We start from the raw sequence: 15,533 nt of genomic DNA, 5'->3' as shown, positions 1-15,533 counted from the left end.
CGTCCATCGTCGCCGACGCAGCGCTCAGGCGCTCCCGAAGGGCGCAGGTCCCCCCGGGCGGGCTCCCGGCCGCCGCCCCCCGGAGACGACGGCGAGGCCCACACCCGCGGCGAGCAGCGCACTGCCCGCGGCCAGCAGCGGCCACAGGACGCCGCCGTCCGGCAGGGGCAGCGGCGTCGCCGCTGCGGCGACCTGCAGGGCGACGGCGGCGCTCGACGCCGACTCGCCGCCCACCAGCTCGAGGACCGCCTGCCCGGCGGAGGTGCCGGTGGGGATGCGGACGGCGGTCTCGACCGAGCCGTCCGGACTCGCGACGACCGAGGTGAGGACGGCGTCGGCCACCCGGACGGTCACCGGCTCACCGGGGCCGAAGCCCTTCCCGCGCAGGGTGACCTCCTGGCCGGCGACGACCTCCCGCGCCGAGACGGTGACGGCGGGCGGCTCTCCCGCGGCGTCGACCGGACCGACGCTGCCCGGGTCGGGCAGGCCCGGGACCGGCATCGGCACGACCTCGCCGTCCGGCGCGGGCCCGGCCACGGCCGGTGGCGTGCCGCCGGGGGTCGGCACCACGCCGGCGCCGGTGGGCGGGGCGATGGCCGCGCAGTCCTCGTGGGCCGGCCGGGTGAAGCTGTAGCCGACGAGCTCGTCGACGTAGCCGGCGCCCGAGCCGTCGAGCGGCACGTACTCCAGGTACGGGTCGATGGTCTCGCCCCAGTCGACGGGGCCGGTGCTCAGCACGACGACGGCGCCGGGTCCCACCTCGGCGCTGGCCTCTCCTCCGGGGAGGCGGCTGGTCGCCAGGGTGACGGCGTAGCCGGCCGTGCCGCCGGTGACCTCGACGACGACACCGCCCGGGCGGCAGCTGGGGCCGTGGGTGACGCGGGCGTCGGGGCGGGCGGGGTCGTCGACGGCGGCTGCGGGGCCGGCGACGGCGATGCCCGCGCAGAGGAGCGTGCCCACCAGTGCGCCGAGGGTCGCGACGGACCTCCCGGCGGCAGTCGCGGGACCGGTGTGGCGGACGACGAGCGAGGAGCGGACCGGGGCGCGCGGTCGGGCCCGTCGACGAGGCCTGGTGGCGACCGGCACGTGCACTTCCCCCTGGATCTGCGCCGGGACACCTGCGGTGTGCCGGTGACGACCATGATGCCGTGCGTGACGCCTCGTGGACCGGGGGCTGCCGACGGGTCTCGCGTGTCGCTGCGGCGTGTCGGCAGAAATGCTGCCGGGAACCGGCCGTCGGGACGTGACCGGGCTCGCGCGGTCACGCAGAGACGGAGCACGGTCCGGCACGTGGTCGACGAGCGCGGACGAGGAGCGCACGTGGCGGAGCGCTCACTACGGTGTCCGGGTGGACTCAGCAACAGGCACCGGTCGCCGCCGGCAGGACGAGGTCTACCGCGCGGGGGTGTACGGCCACCGGCCGCGGGTGCCCACCGCCGCCCGGGCCCTGCAGCGCCGCGCGCGGGAGCGCCTGAGCGCCCGCGCCTATGCCTACGTCGCGGGCGGCGCCGGGGACGAGGCGACGCAGCGGGCCAACCGCGCGGCGTTCGACCGGTGGGCCGTCGTCCCCCGGGTGCTGCGGGACGTGAGCGTCCGGGACACGTCGGTGGAGCTGTTCGGCCGGCGGCTGCCCGCCCCTCTCCTCCTCGGCCCGGTGGGGGCGCTCGAGCTGGTGCACCCCGCGGCCGACCTGGCGGTGGCCCGGGCGGCGGCGGGGCTGGGCGTGCCGATGGTCTTCTCCAACCAGGCGTCGGTGCCGATGGAGGAGTGCGCCGCAGTGATGGGCTCGTCGCCGCGGTGGTTCCAGCTGTACTGGTCGACGTCGGACGAGCTGGTGGAGAGCCTGGTCGGCCGCGCGGAGGCCAGCGGGTGCGACGTACTGGTGGTCACCCTCGACACCACGATGCTCGGCTGGCGACCCCGCGACCTCGACCTGGGCCATCTGCCGTTCGCGCTCGGCAAGGGCATCGCGCAGTACACCTCCGACCCGGTGTTCCGGCGGCTGGTCGAGCAGCGGGCGGCGGCGTCGGCGGCCCCCGCGCCGGCCGAGCCGGGCGCCGCCGCCGGCCGGGACCGTCAGCCGCGGCCCACGGTCGCGGCGGTGCGAGCGCTGGTCGGGATGGCGCGGGCCTGGCCCGGTCCCCTCCTGGACAACCTGCGCTCGCCCCTGCCCCGGGCCGCCGTCGAGACGTTCCTGTCCATCTACTCGCGGCCCTCGATCACCTGGGCCGACCTCGCCTGGCTGCGGGCCCGCACCCGCCTGCCGATCGTGCTCAAGGGGGTGCTGCACCCCGACGACGCTCGTCGTGCGCTCGACGAGGGGGTGGACGGCGTGGTGGTGAGCACGCACGGCGGCCGGCAGGTGGACCGCTCGATCGCCGCGCTGGACGCGCTGCCCGACGTGGTGGCTGCGGTGGGCGACCGCGCGCCGGTGCTGCTCGACAGCGGGGTGCGCAGCGGCGCCGACGTCCTCACCGCGGTGGCGCTCGGCGCGCGGGCGGTGCTGCTCGGCCGGCCGTTCGCCTGGGGGCTGGGGTTGGCCGGCGAGGATGGCGTGCGGCAGGTGCTCTCGGATGTGCTGGGCGAGTTCGACCTGACGCTCGGGCTCAGCGGTCACACGACGGTCGGGCAGCTCACCCCCGAGGTGCTGCGCCGGGTCGGCTGACCCCCCGCCCTACCGACACGCCGAGCCGGGCTTGACCCTGCGGAGTGGCGTGGGTCACAGTTGGTCTCGGGCGGGGGAAGCCGGCAACGAGTGGCCTCCCACTGCTGGGAGGACCGACCAACGCGGCCAGACCGTCAGGACCGGCCCCCCGCCCCTCAACGCCTCGTCGGACGCCGGCGTCGGTCGCAGCCTTCCCCCAGCACGCCCTCTTCTCCACGGACGCGCGTGCTCTGCATGCGGTGGCATGCGGCGCCAGCGTCGGTAGGTGGGGGTGTCGGGCGGGTCAGACGGCCACGGGGCCGCGATCCGCCGGCGGGGCGGTCGGCTGCGGGGACGGCGTGGGGGCCGGAGCCGGAGCTGGGGACGGCGTGGAGGCCGGAGTCGGCTGCGGGGACGGCGCAGGTCCCGGCGTGGGGGTCGACCCGGATGCCGGGCTCGGCTGCGGAGAGGGCTCCGGCTCGGGAGCCGGCGTCGGGCTCGGCGTGGGAGCCGGTGCGGGTTCCGGAGTCGGTGCCGGTGCGGGCTCCGGCTGCGGGGCCGGGCTCGGCTGCGGAGACGGCTCAGGCGCCGGCGACGGAGCGGGCGCCGACGACGGGGTGGGCGCGGGTTCCGGAGCCGGTCCCGGCTCGGGCGACGGCTCCGGCTCGGGAGCCGGTGCGGGAGCCGGTGCGGGTTCGGGAGCCGGCTCCGGCTCGGGAGCCGGTGCGGGCTCGGGAGCAGCTTCGGGAGCCGGCTCGGGTTCGGGAGCCGGCTCGGACTCGGGCGACGGCTCCGGCTCGGGCTCCGGTGGCGGCGGGGGCGCCCACCGGGAGCCGTTGCTCACCTGCACGGTGATCGTGCTGTCGGTGTCCACCACCGTGCCCGGCCGTGGGTCCATGGCCAGGACGACGCCCGGCGCGCGCCCGCTGTCCACCCGCACGAGCGAGACGCCCAGCCCCGCCGCGCCGAGCAGGGAGCGGCAGCGGTCGGCGAACGAGCCGACACACCCCCCGGGCAGCGTCTGGAACGACCCGGCGACGTACCGGGGATCTGCGGGCGGGAACGGCACCGGCTCCCGCTCGACGAGGATCGGGGCGACCGCATCGCGCCAGATCTCCGCCGCCCTCCCGCTGCTCAGCCCGACGTCCCGGTTGGCCACCGGGTCGTAGACCATCACGCTGGCCGCGATCCGCGGCGTGTATCCGGCGAACGCGACGGAGTAGTCGTCCTGCGTCGTCCCGGTCTTGCCGGCGATCTCATAGCCCGGAACGTGGGCCCGGCGGCCGGTCTGCCCGGGGTTGCCGGGCTCGACGACCTCGACCAGCGCCTGGGTGAGCGTGTGCGCGAGGTCGGGGTCGACCACCTCCGGCGTGCACCGGTCGGCCGGCAGCAGCGGAGCGCCGTCCGGACCGGTCAGCGGCTCCCCGTTCCGGTCGAGCACCGCGTCGACCGGGGTGGGCGCACAGCGGGTGCCGCTGGCCGCCAGGGTCGCGTAGGAGTTGGCGAGGGCCAGTGGGCTGGTCGGCTCGGCGCCGAAGGTGAACGAGCCCCGGTTCTGGGCGACGATCGTGTCGGCGATCGGGTCCAGGGAGGTGAGGCCCAGCCGCTGGGCCATCCGCACCGGGCCCTCGACGCTGCCCAGCTGGTCCTCCAGCGCGAGGAAGTAGGTGTTGGAGGACATGTAGAGGGCTTCCTCCATGTCCAGCCGGCGGGGGTAGCTGCCGGCGTTGCCGACCTCGTACCAGCCGTCGCCGTCCCGGTAGACGCGGGAGACGTAGGGGTCCGAGGTGGTGATCTCGTGCTCGAGTCCGAAGCCGGCCTCCAGCGCCGCGGCCGCGGTGAACACCTTGTACGTCGACCCGGCGCCCTGACCGGCGGCGAGGTTGAGGTTGACCGTGGTCTGGGCCGGGTCGGACTCGTCGAGCCCGTACAACCGGTTCACCGACATGGCCAGCACCCGACCGGTGCCCGGCTCGACCGCCGTGTAGATGCCGGCCCGCGGGTCGCCCATCGCCAGGGCCTCGAGGACCGCGGCGTCCCCGGCGCGCTGCATCGCCGGGTCGAGGGTCGTCCGGATGGTCAGCCCGCCGGTCTCCAACTGCCGCCGGGTCAGGCCGACGGTCTCGGTGAGGTACTGCAGGACGTAGTCGCAGAAGAACCCACCGATCAGCGCCTCGGTGCAGCCGCGCGGCGGCGTACCCCCGGGCTGCAGCACGACCGGCTCACGGCGGGCCTCCGCGGCGGCAGCCTCGTCGATCATGCCGAGCTCGAGCATCCGGCCGATGACCACGTCCCGACGGGCGGTGGCCGCCTCGGGGTCGACGAACGGGTCGTACCGACTCGGGCTCTGCACCAGCCCGGCCAGGGTGGCGGCCTGGGCGAGGGTGAGCTCGGACGGCGGCACGGAGAAGTAGGTCTGCGCGGCGGCGTGCACCCCGTACGCGCCGGCGCCGAAGTACACCCGGTTGAGGTAGCGGGTGAGGATCTCGTCCTTCGTGTAGCGCTCCTCCAGGCCCAGGGCCAGCTGCGCCTCGGTGAGCTTGCGGCCGAGGTTCTCGGCGACGGCCGCCTGTCGCTGCTCCGGCGTCCGCGCCGTCTGCAGCCGGATCTGCTTGACCAGCTGCTGGGTCAGCGTGGAGCCGCCCTCGACCACCGTGCCCGCGGCGACGTTGCGCACCAGCGCCCGCAGCAGGCCCTCGCCGTCCACCCCGCCGTGCTCGTAGAAGCGGGAGTCCTCGATGGCGACCAGCGCGTCCTTCATCACCGGGGCGATCGCGTCACTGGGCACGACCGTGCGGTTGCGCCGGTACAGCTCGGTGATCAGCGAGCCGTCCGCGGCGAGCACCTTCGTGGTGCCGACGGCCGTGCGGTCGAGGAGCTCGGCCTCGACCGGGTGCAGCACTCCGGCGGTCGACCGCGTGGCCACGCCGGCCCCGGCGACCCAGGGCAGGGCCAGCGCCGCCGTCAGCGCGCCGGCCACGACGACCGCGACCCCCAGCCGGGCCAGGGCCGCGCTGCGGCGCCTCCGCCAGGGTCCGGCCGCCTCGACTCCGGGCAGCGGCAGACCGGTGGTGGGACGGCGACGCACGCGGAAGACCTCCAGGGCTGGACGGCGGTGTACCTGTGTCTCCTGCCCACGGTCCCCCCGTCCTCACGCGTCGGTCGACCCCGTCACGAGATCTCAATGTGAGGTGATCGAGCACCCGGACCTGCGAACACGTGGCCATCGCCCCTGATCGCCACGTGTTCGCAGGTCTCGCCGGGCGGGAACGCCCGCCGGCGGTCCGTCGCGGAGCACGCGACCGTCAGGCGGTGGCGACCGCCCGCAGGACGTCGACCTTCGCGGCCCGCCGCGCCGGGCCGATCGTGGCCAGCACACCGGCCAGCGCCGCCGCGACCACGCCGGCGCCGGTCGCGACGAGGATGCGCACGACGTCGCGGGCGGTGGCCTCCAGCGGCTGGTCGACGGTCAGGTGCGCGGCGACCTGGCCGAGCGCGGCGACCCGGCGTTCCAGCAGGGCCATCGCCTGCGCGCGCTCGCACTCCTCGGCGCGCAGCGCGGCGCGGGTGCGCTCGAGCCGGACGGCGAGGCCGATGATGGCCGCGGCGGTGCGCAGCGCGGCCTGCTCGGCGGCCGACCAGGTCCGCTCCCTCGTGCACCCGTCGAAGCCGACGTGCCTCCACCACTCGCCGTCGACGAACACCGGGACGACGACACAGGAGATCACCCCCTGCGGCTCGAACAGCGCCCGCTCCTGCGGCGGGAAGTCCCGCACCGAGCCGGCGATCACGTCACCGCCACCGAGGACCTCCTGCCAGCGCCGGAAGTCGGGCTCGTACGGCATGGCCTGCAGCTGCGGATCGTCGCCCGCGACGGGGATCCCGGGTACGTCCCACTCCCCGATGCTGCGGCTGCACAGCAGGCGCTGCTCGTCCACCACGTGGTCGGCGACGAAGACCCGGCTCACCTCGGCGGCCCGGCCGAACGCGCCGAGGATCTCGTGCAGCTGCTGGCGCCACTCGCCCTCCCCGTCGAGGAGGCGCTCGGTGGCCGAGCGGGCCGCGTCGAGGATCGCGTCGCGCCGGAGCAACTCTCGGGAGGGGCTCTCGGTCACCGTTCGCGTCCGGACACGGGCGCACGGTAGCCGTCGAAGCTTTACATCAGGCTGCCAGCGGCCGCAACTCGGGCGGTGGCGTCCCGTCTCCAGGGCCCGCCACGCCGCTGCCGAGACCCTCGACACCGAGACGGGCACCCCTCCGGACACACCGCGGCCCCGCCCTCCGCGAGGAGGACGGGGCCGCGGTGCTGTCTCGACCGGACGTGCACCCGAAGGGATTCGAACCCCTAACCTTCTGATCCGTAGTCAGATGCTCTATCCGTTGAGCTACGGGTGCGGGCTGTTCAGTTGTCGTGCGCGGAGGCTCCGGGATTTGAACCCGGGATGGGGATTAACCCAAACCGCATTAGCAGTGCGGCGCCATAGACCGGACTAGGCGAAGCCTCCCGGGGTCCGAGTTCCCCCCGGAACCACCGAGGACAGAGACTACCAGCGCCCCACGAGGCCCCGGCAGCCCGGGCCCCCGTCCGCACGGTCAGGCCGCGACCGGCTCCGAGGCGGCCGGACGGCGGACCGGGCGGCGGCCGGGCACCAGGGTCACCAGCACCGCGAGCGCGGCCCCGGCGACGGCGAGCAGCAGGCTGCCGCTCACCCCGGCGGAGCTCTCGATCAGCGCGCCGCCGAGCGCGGCACCGACCGCCGACGCGCCGGTGGCCATCGTGGACAGCCAGGTGAAGGCCTCCGTGGTGGCGTGCGCCGGGGCGATCGCACCGACCAGCGAGTTCTGCACGGTCAGCGTCGGCGCGATCGCCGTCCCGCCCAGGAAGAGCAGGGCGCCGAGCACCCACGGGTCGGACGCCGCGGCGAGCGGGGCCAGACCGATCGCGACGCCGAGCAGCAGCCACCGGTACTGCCGCGGCAGCGAGGCGCTGACCACCCGGGCGCCGAACCACAGCCCGCCGGCGACCGAGCCCAGCGACCACAGGGCCAGCAGGACGCCGGACATGCCGGGCGAGCCGGCGGCGTCGGCGAACGCGGGGACGGCGACCTCGAGCGCGCCGAAGCCGAGCATCAGCGCCGCGCCGCTGAGCAGCACCCGCGGCATGCCGGGGGTGAGCACCGTGGCGAACGGGCTGGTCCGTTGCGCGGCCGGCACCGGCGTCCAGCTGCGCATCGCCGTCGACGTCGCGATGCCGAGCGCGCCGGCCACGGCGAGCGCCCCGGCCACCGCGACCGCCCACGCCGGCGCGGCCAGCACCGCCAGCGCGGCGACGAAAGTCGGGCCGGCCACGAAGACCAGCTCGGTGGCGGTGGCATCCAGCGCGAAGGCGGTGCCGCGCACCCGCGGGTCGACCCGGGACCACAGCGCGCGCACCGTGCCGGACACCAGCGGCGTCGCGGCGCCGGCGGCGGCCGAGGCGGCGACGATCGCGGCCGTCGGGGCGCCCCCGAGGACGACGGCCACGAGCAGGGTCAGCAGCAACGGGTAGGCGCCGGCCTGGGCCAGCAGGACCGGCCGCGGGGTGCGGCGGTCGGCCAGCCGGCCGAGGACCGGCGCCATCCCGGCCATCGCCAGGCCGTAGGTCGCCGCCGCGAGGCCGGCGACGGCGTAGGAACCGGTCTGCTGCTGCACCATGAGCAGCAGCGCGAGCGGGACCATGGCCGAGGGAAGCCGGCCGGCGAAACCGGCGACGAGCAGCACCGGGGCGGACGGCAGGCGCCAGACGGACAGGTACGAACGCACGACGGACTCACTTCGGGGTAGCACGCGAAACGGGAAGAGTAGGGGGTCAAACACCGTTGACTCCCTACACGTTACGGACGGGTCGGTAGGCGGTCAAGTGGGTTACGGCGCCTACGGCGTGTCCGCGGCACATCAGCGGTAGGGGATTGGCATGGACTACGACACCTACGGGTCCACCGCGGTCGAGCTGGCCATCGACCTGGCCAACGCCGACCGGGACGCCGGGCCGGACTGGGCCGCGGCCTTCCTGCGCGCCCACGACGAGTGGTTCGAGCCGGGCAGCGACGTCGACCTCTCCCCCGCCGAGGCCGACCAGGCCGCCACGACCGCCGGCCTGGTGCGGGCGGTCGCCGTCGCCACCACACAGGCCGAGGTGATCGAACGGCTCAACGCCCTGCTGGCGCTGGCCCGCCCCCAGCCCTACGCCACCGACCACGACGGCGAGCTGCACCTGCACTACGCCCGCCGCGCAGCGCCCGCGCTCGAACAGCTGACGACGACGGTCGCGATGGGCCTGGCCCAGGTCGTCGTCCAGCACGGGTGGCAGCGGCTCGGCGTCTGCTCGGCCGAGGGCTGCGACGACGTCTACGTCGACACCTCGCGCAACGCCAGTCGCCGCTACTGCTCCAACACCTGCGCCAGCCGCTCGACCGTCGCCGCCTACCGAGCCCGCCGCAAGGTCTGAGCGGAGTCGCTCGAGCGCGGAAACCGTCACCGAGCGACTCCGACACGCACTACCGTCCGGCCTCATGCGGGGCGCCCGGCACTGGGACGCCCGCCTGCACTCCTTCGTCGGCGGGCTGCCGACCACCCCCGCCGACCCCTGGCTGCGCCGGCTCACCACCGTCGCCGACCACGGGCGAGTCTGGATGGTCGCCGGGGCGCTGCTGGCCCTGCGGCGCGGCGCGCTGCGGCGGGGCGCCGTCCGGGGGCTGGGCTCGATGGCGGCGTCGAGCGCGGTGGTCAACGCCGTCCTCAAGCCGGTCTTCGGCCGCCGGCGTCCCGATCTCGACGCCCACCCGGTGCACCGGCTCCTGCACCGGCCGTTGACCACGCATTCCTTTCCCAGCGGGCACTCCTCCTCGGCCGGGGCCTTCGTCACCGGCGTCGCGCTGGAGTGCCCGGCGGCGGGTGCTGCGCTCGCACCGCTGGCGCTCGCGGTCGGCTACTCGCGGGTGCACGTGGGCGTGCACTACCCCGGGGACGTCGTCGCCGGCCTGGCCGTCGGCGCGGCGGTCGCCGCGGGCAGCCGGCACTGGCGGCGGGTGCGGCCCACGGCGCCGGCCCGGGTGCGGACGGCGCGTCGCGCACCGGCGCTACCCGACGGCGAGGGCCTGGTCGTCGCCGTCAACCCGCGCTCGGGCCCTGCGGACTACCACCCGGCCGAGGAGGTCCGCCGGCTGCTGCCCCGCGCCGAGACGTGGAAGCTCACCGCGGATGCGACGGTGGCGGGCCTGCTGGAGGAGGCCGTCCGGTCGGGGCGGGCCCGGGCGATCGGCGTCGCCGGTGGGGACGGCAGCGTCGCGGCGGCCGCGGCGGTGGCGATCGGGCACGGCCTGCCGCTGGCGGTGCTGCCCGCCGGCACGCTCGACCACTTCGCCCGCGACGTCGGCGTGCACACCCTCGAGCACGCCGCCGCGGCCGTCGTCTCCGGGCAGGCGGTCGAGGTGGACGTCGCCGAGGTCAACGGGACGCCGTTCCTCAACACCGCCAGCATCGGCAACTACCCGGAGATGGTGCGCCGCCGCGACGCGCTGGCCGGCCGGCTGGGCCGGTGGGCGGCGATGACGGTGGCCACGGCGCAGACCCTCCGCCGGGGGATGCCGGTGTCGCTGCTGCTCGACGGGCGACCGGTGTCGGTGTGGATCCTCTTCGTCGGCAACTGCCGGTACACCCCGCGCGGGCTGGCCCCCGCCTGGCGGCCGCGACTCGAGGACGGGCTGCTCGACGTCCAGTACCTGCGCGCCGACGTACCGTTCAGCCGCATCCGCGCCGTCCTCGGCTCGCTGCTCGGCATCAGTCACCGTGTCTCCGGCTACACCGACAGCCAGGCCGAGCGGGTGCGGGTGGTGTCCCGTTCGGGCCCGCAGGAGGTGGCCTACGACGGCGAGACCGGGGAGGCGGCCACCGAGTTCCTGTTCTGCAAGCGCGCGACGCTGACGGTCTACTGCTGCCGCACGGAGTGAGCCGCCAGCGCGCCCACGAGGTCGGGACCCAAGAGACACGGGCGGTCACGGACGGTCAGCGCGTGCCGTGCATCAGGGCCGTCGGACCCGGAGGGGTTGCCCGACCCCCGGCTCGCCCGGATGGTCCCTCTGGTGAGCCGGCCGGCCCCCTCCGCGGGCCGGTGCCGGACGTGCCGGTAGGAAGGGGGCGGGTCGCAGGTGGGTGGGCTGCGGGCGAGGGCACGTGGCCCCGCACTGCCCGCGGCCACCGGCCCCATCCCCTGGTCCTGGTGCCGCCGGTCGGTCGTGGCGGTGCTGCTCCTCGCCGGCGCATGGGCGCTGCTGGCGCTCCTCGCCGATCCGGCCCGGGCCGCGGGCGGCGCCACACCTCTCCCCGACACCCCGCCTGCCGCCGGCGCGCCGGGCTCCGACCTGGGCGCGATGGGCTCGGACCGGGCCGACGAGGCGCCTGCCGCACCGGACCATGCGAACGGCAGCACGGGCACCCCGGTCCCGGACGCCGACGGAGAGCAGGTGCCCGACTCCGCCGACCCGGAGCCCGCGTCCGGATCCGAGCCTGACGGCGACACCCCGGCCGCCGACGACCCGCCTCCGGCGGCGGGAAGCGGAACTCCGCCCGCCAGCGGGACGCCGCCCAGCACCCAGGCTGACGCCCGGGACCCGGCCTCCCCGGAGACGCCGGCCACGGACCCCGCCGCACCCGACCCCGCTGCACCCGACCCCGCTGCACCGGGCACCGCCGTCACCGGCGCGGAGCCCACGCCCGCACCCGCCCCTGCGCCTTCCGGCCCGGTCAGGCCCGCCCCCGCCGACCCTGCACCCGCCCCGGCCCCGGAGGCCCCCGCGTCCGGGAGCACGACCGAGCCCCAGCCGACCGAGCCCCAGTCCACGGAGCCCGAGGGCACGGCGCCCCAGCCCACCGAGCCCCAGCCCACCGAGCCCGAGGGCACGGCGCCCCAGCCCACCGAGCCCGAGGGCACGGCGCCCCAGCCCACCGAGCCAGAGGGCACGGCGCCCCAGCCCACCGAGCCCCAGCCCACCGAGCCCGAGGGCACGGCGCCCCAGCCCACCGAGCCCCAGCCCACCGAGCCCGAGGGCACGGCGCCCCAGCCCACGGAGCCCGAGGGCACGGAGCCCCGGCCGGCGGAGGCCTCCAAGCCGCAGGAGTCGTCCGCGGAGCACGAGGCGTCCGGCGGGGCGCCGCTCCCGCCGTGCGGCGAGATCTCGTCGCACCCCACGCCCGCGTCCGGCACCGCCGTCGGTGGTGGCGACGCGTCCGGGGCACGGTCGGACCGCCCGGCCCGCGGGCCGACGTCCCCGGCTGCCCCGTCCCCGCCCACCGCGGATCCCCAGGAGCCGGCCCCGCTGGCCCCGGTCCCCCCGGTCCCCCCGGTCGACCGGTCGGTGCCGGCCGCCCCGCCGGCGCCCGCCTCGCCCGGGACGAGCGCGGGCGGCAACCCGGCGGGGACCGCGCACGCCCACGACGGCAGCGGGCTGCAGCTCGTCGCGATGGTCGGCGCCTTCCGGGCCACTGCGCTCACCCACGCCTGGATGCAGACCACGGCCGACCTGGCCGCCCGCGTCGTCACCGCCGCCGACCGGCCCGGGGCCCGGCCCGACTGAGCCGGCGCGCCGTCCCGGCGACACCCCTCCGGTGGCCGGGACGCGCCTCCTCCGGAATCCCCCCGGGTTCCGCCCCAGCCTCCACAGCGCGCTGTTGACGCGCCTCGCCCCAGGGACCATCAGATGAAGCAGCCCCCGTACCAGCACCGCACCGCCGCCTCCCGAACCGGCGGACGAGCCGGCCACGCCGGCGCCCGGAGGAGACCGCCCGGCCCCGTCCTCCCCCTCGCCGCGGGCGGGACCGCGGTGGGCGCCACGGCCGTCGCCTGGGCAGCAGGTTTCCCCGCCGTCCCGGTGGTCGCGACGCTCTCCGCCGCGGTCGCCGTCGGCGCGGTAGCCGCGCGGCGACGGACCCGCCGCCGGGCAGTCACGGGGCTGCCCGGCGGCCGGCGGCCGGCGCGGCGCGCTGCCGCGGACCGGGTCGTGGCCGCCCTCGCCGTCCTGCTCGTGCTCCCCGTGCTCCTCGCCGTGGCCCTGGCCGTGGCGCTGACCAGCCGCGGCCCGGTCCTGCTCCGCCGGGCGCGGCCGGGGGCCGTGCCGAGGCTGACCTTCCGGTGCACCGACCGGCGAGGGCGCACCACCCGGCTGGGGTGGCTGCTCCAGCGGTCCTCGCTCGACGTGCTGCCGACGCTGCTCGACGTGGTCGCCGGCCGGATGGCATTCCCCGGCCCTCCGCTGCCCCTTTCCGGGACGGCACCCGCCCGCGCCCTCCGGCGTGCAGCAATCCGCTGATCTCCCCGGTCCTGCGACCGGCCGTCCAGCAGTGGGGCGCCGAACGGCCCGCGCCAGCGACCGGGGAGCCGTACCCGGCGCCGCCCGCCCGGAGCGGCCGCGTCCGTTGACCCAGCGGAGTGCCGGCGACCTCACTACGGTCCGATCAAGGGTGTCCCGGCGTGGAGCGGGGCACTGAGCCGACGACAGCTCCCTGACGGAAAGAGGTTCCCCATGTTGGTCCGCCGGATCGCCCGGCCACTGCTCGCGTCGTCGTTCGTCTACGGCGGCATCGACACCCTGCGGAACCCGCAGACCAGGGTGCCGGGCGCCACGCCCGTCGTCGACCAGATCGCGGAGCAGGCGGACAAGCAGCTGCCGGTCCAGGTGCCCCGGGACGTCGAGCAGTGGGTCAAGGTCGACGCCGGGGTGAAGGTGGCCGCCGGCTTGCTGCTCGCGCTCGGCAAGCTGCCCCGGCTGTCGGCGCTGGCCCTGTCGGCCAGCATCGTGCCGACGACGCTGGCCGGGCACCGCTTCTGGGAGCACGACGACCCCAAGGAGCGCTTCGGGCAGATGTCGCACTTCCTCAAGAACCTCGGCCTGCTCGGCGGGCTGCTGATCGCCGCCGTCGACACCGAGGGCAGGCCGTCGGTCGGCTACCGGGCCCGCCGCGCTGCGCAGCGGGCCGCCGACGCAACCGAGAAGAACATCGAGAAGGCCCAGAAGCGAGCTGCCAAGGCGCAGAAGAAGGCCGAGAAGAAGTACAAGAAGGCCTCCCGCTGAGCGACCCGCTCCCGCCCGCGGCCGCGCTCCGGAGGATCGCCTTCCTCTTGGAGCGCGCCCGCGAGCCCACGCACCGGGTCTCGGCGTTCCGCACCGCGGCCGCCGTCGTCGACACCCTGGGCCCCGACGAGCTGGACCGGCGGATCCGCACGCGGACCCTCACCGACCTGCGCGGCATCGGGCCCAAGACCGGCGCGGCGATCGCGCAGGCGCACGCCGGCGAGGTGCCCGAGTACCTGGCCCGCCTCGAGGAGACCTACGGCGACCTGCTGCCGCTGGCCGACGACGTCGCCGAGCTCCGCAGCCGCCTGCGCGGCGACCTGCACGTCCACTCCGACTGGTCGGACGGCGGCAGCCCGATCCGCGAGATGGCCGAGGCCGCCATCGGGCTGGGCCACGACTACATGGCGCTGACCGACCACTCGCCCCGGCTCACCGTCGCCAACGGGCTCTCCCCCGAGCGGCTGGAGCGCCAGCTGGACGTCGTCGCCGCGCTCAACGAGGAGCTCAGCCCCTTCCGCATCCTCACCGGCATCGAGTGCGACATCAACGTCGACGGCAGCCTCGACCAGACCGACGAGCTGCTCGGCCGGCTCGACGTCGTCGTCGCCAGCGTGCACTCCGACCTGCGGGCCGAGTCCGCCGCGATGACCGAGCGGATGCTCGCAGCGGTCGCCAACCCGTACACCGACGTCCTCGGCCACTGCACCGGGCGGCTGCTGGTCCCCCGCGAGCAGCGGGAGGGACGGCGGCAGCGGCCGCGGCCGGAGAGCACCTTCGACGCCGAGGCGGTCTTCTCCGCCTGCGTCGAGCACGGCACCGCGGTGGAGATCAACTCCCGCCCCGAACGGCTCGACCCGCCGCTGCGACTGCTCAACCTCGCCGTCGAGCTGGGCTGCGAGTTCGCCATCGACACCGACGCGCACGCGCCCGGCCAGCTCGACTGGCAGGGCAACGGCTGCGAGCGGGCTGTCGAGTGCGGTGTCCGGACCGAGCACGTGGTCAACAGCCGGACCGCCGACGAGCTGCTGGACTGGACCGCCGGATGAGCCGGTGCCGCCGGCAGCCGGCCGTGCAGGACTCGCGAGGACGGCGCCGTGCACGCCCCCGGGGCCCCGGTCAGCAGGCCAGCCGGCGCATTCCCCAACTTCGGGGATCACGGGGCGACCTTCCGTCGAGGTGTCGTTGACGCCAGGATGGAATGGCGCGCGTCGTCCTGGGCCGATCTCCGAACCGCGCGACGAGGCGCGGGCCAGCTCCTGGGAGGGTCTATGAGCTGGGTGTGGCTGCTCGGAGCCGGGTGGCTGGTGCTCGCCGTCATCGCGGCGATCCCGATCGGCCGGTCGATCCGGCTCGCTGACCAGGGGGACGAAGCCGCGTACGGCCGGAGGCCCGGGCGCCGGCCGGGGGAGCCTCCCTCGAGGGTCGACGAGCGCCCGCCGCCGGGGATGTGCACCGTCCGGCCACAGTCGGTGTTGCGTCGGCCCGCGAAGCTGCCCTCGCCCCGTACACCCGAGTTCCCGGAGCGGAGGACCGACTGGTGACGCCCGCTGCTCGTTGCCCGACCGCACGCCCACTGGTTCCGGCACGGTGCGGCCGACCCGTTCAGCAGTGCCACGCTCCATGCCTGCCGCTGCGGCGCCGTCCGACCGGCGCCCTGACCGGAAAATAGCCACCCGCACTGGGGCTCGGCGAGCGCGCTGCAGCGGACCTCGGCGGCAATCGGCGAGGTCGGCTCGAGTGTGGGGTCAGGCTGCTGCGGTGAGGGTGACGGTGTAGCCGAG

11 protein-coding genes and 2 tRNA genes are annotated in these 15,533 nt (G+C 76.2%); 7 read left to right on the top strand and 6 right to left on the bottom strand.

Annotation, left to right across the window (positions count from 1 at the left end; genetic code table 11):
• Positions 1-24: 24 nt before the first annotated feature.
• Positions 25-960: a hypothetical protein gene (locus E4P41_RS09570; RefSeq protein ID WP_135140922.1), complete on the bottom strand. Its 936-nt coding sequence runs from the start codon at positions 958-960 to the stop codon at positions 25-27.
• Between the two features lie 388 nt (positions 961-1,348).
• Here E4P41_RS09570 and E4P41_RS09565 point away from each other — a divergent pair, with 388 nt between their 5' ends.
• The gene (locus E4P41_RS09565; RefSeq protein WP_135140920.1) at positions 1,349-2,665 is read left to right on the top strand and encodes an alpha-hydroxy-acid oxidizing protein; all 1,317 of its coding nucleotides are present in this window, start codon (positions 1,349-1,351) and stop codon (positions 2,663-2,665) included.
• A 283-nt stretch (positions 2,666-2,948) separates the two neighbouring features.
• Here the strand turns inward: E4P41_RS09565 and E4P41_RS09560 are convergent, their stop codons facing one another.
• The 5 genes from E4P41_RS09560 to E4P41_RS09540 form a co-directional block, all read right to left on the bottom strand.
• Entirely contained in the window at positions 2,949-5,732 is a 2,784-nt protein-coding gene (locus E4P41_RS09560) for a penicillin-binding protein (protein ID WP_167761007.1), read from the bottom strand.
• A 217-nt stretch (positions 5,733-5,949) separates the two neighbouring features.
• Positions 5,950-6,759 carry a GAF domain-containing protein gene (locus E4P41_RS09555; protein WP_135140916.1) on the bottom strand — a complete coding sequence of 270 codons (810 nt, stop codon included), beginning with the start codon at positions 6,757-6,759 and terminating at the stop codon, positions 5,950-5,952.
• 207 nt (positions 6,760-6,966) lie between these two features.
• Positions 6,967-7,039, bottom strand: a tRNA-Arg gene (locus E4P41_RS09550).
• Between the two features lie 21 nt (positions 7,040-7,060).
• Positions 7,061-7,149: transfer RNA gene (locus E4P41_RS09545), tRNA-Ser, on the bottom strand.
• An 88-nt stretch (positions 7,150-7,237) separates the two neighbouring features.
• The gene (locus E4P41_RS09540) at positions 7,238-8,446 is read right to left on the bottom strand and encodes an MFS transporter (protein WP_135140914.1); all 1,209 of its coding nucleotides are present in this window, start codon (positions 8,444-8,446) and stop codon (positions 7,238-7,240) included.
• 151 nt (positions 8,447-8,597) lie between these two features.
• Here E4P41_RS09540 and E4P41_RS09535 point away from each other — a divergent pair, with 151 nt between their 5' ends.
• The 6 genes from E4P41_RS09535 to E4P41_RS09510 all read left to right on the top strand — a co-directional run bounded on the left by E4P41_RS09535 (position 8,598) and on the right by E4P41_RS09510 (position 14,798).
• Complete coding sequence (locus E4P41_RS09535) at positions 8,598-9,131, top strand: CGNR zinc finger domain-containing protein (protein ID WP_135140912.1); 534 nt, start codon at positions 8,598-8,600, stop codon at positions 9,129-9,131.
• Between the two features lie 64 nt (positions 9,132-9,195).
• Entirely contained in the window at positions 9,196-10,632 is a 1,437-nt protein-coding gene (locus E4P41_RS09530) for a phosphatase PAP2 family protein (protein WP_135140910.1), read from the top strand.
• Positions 10,633-10,917: 285 nt separating this feature from the next.
• Entirely contained in the window at positions 10,918-12,255 is a 1,338-nt protein-coding gene (locus E4P41_RS09525; RefSeq protein WP_135140908.1) for a hypothetical protein, read from the top strand.
• A gap of 123 nt (positions 12,256-12,378) precedes the next feature.
• Positions 12,379-12,987 (top strand): sugar transferase, encoded by a 609-nt coding sequence (locus E4P41_RS09520; RefSeq protein WP_135140906.1) that lies wholly within the window; start codon positions 12,379-12,381, stop codon positions 12,985-12,987.
• A gap of 213 nt (positions 12,988-13,200) precedes the next feature.
• Positions 13,201-13,749: a DoxX family membrane protein gene (locus E4P41_RS09515; protein ID WP_135140904.1), complete on the top strand. Its 549-nt coding sequence runs from the start codon at positions 13,201-13,203 to the stop codon at positions 13,747-13,749.
• On the top strand, positions 13,746-14,798 hold the full coding sequence (locus E4P41_RS09510) for a PHP domain-containing protein (RefSeq protein WP_135140969.1): 1,053 nt from the start codon (positions 13,746-13,748) through the stop codon (positions 14,796-14,798). Before E4P41_RS09515 ends, E4P41_RS09510 begins: the two co-directional genes overlap by 4 nt.
• Positions 14,799-15,533 lie beyond the last annotated feature (735 nt).

The organism is Geodermatophilus sp. DF01-2, assembly GCF_004571065.1.
GTDB lineage: Bacteria > Actinomycetota > Actinomycetes > Mycobacteriales > Geodermatophilaceae > Geodermatophilus.
The sequence above is the reverse complement of the archived record's forward strand: the minus strand, read 5'-3'. Positions and strand labels throughout refer to the sequence as shown.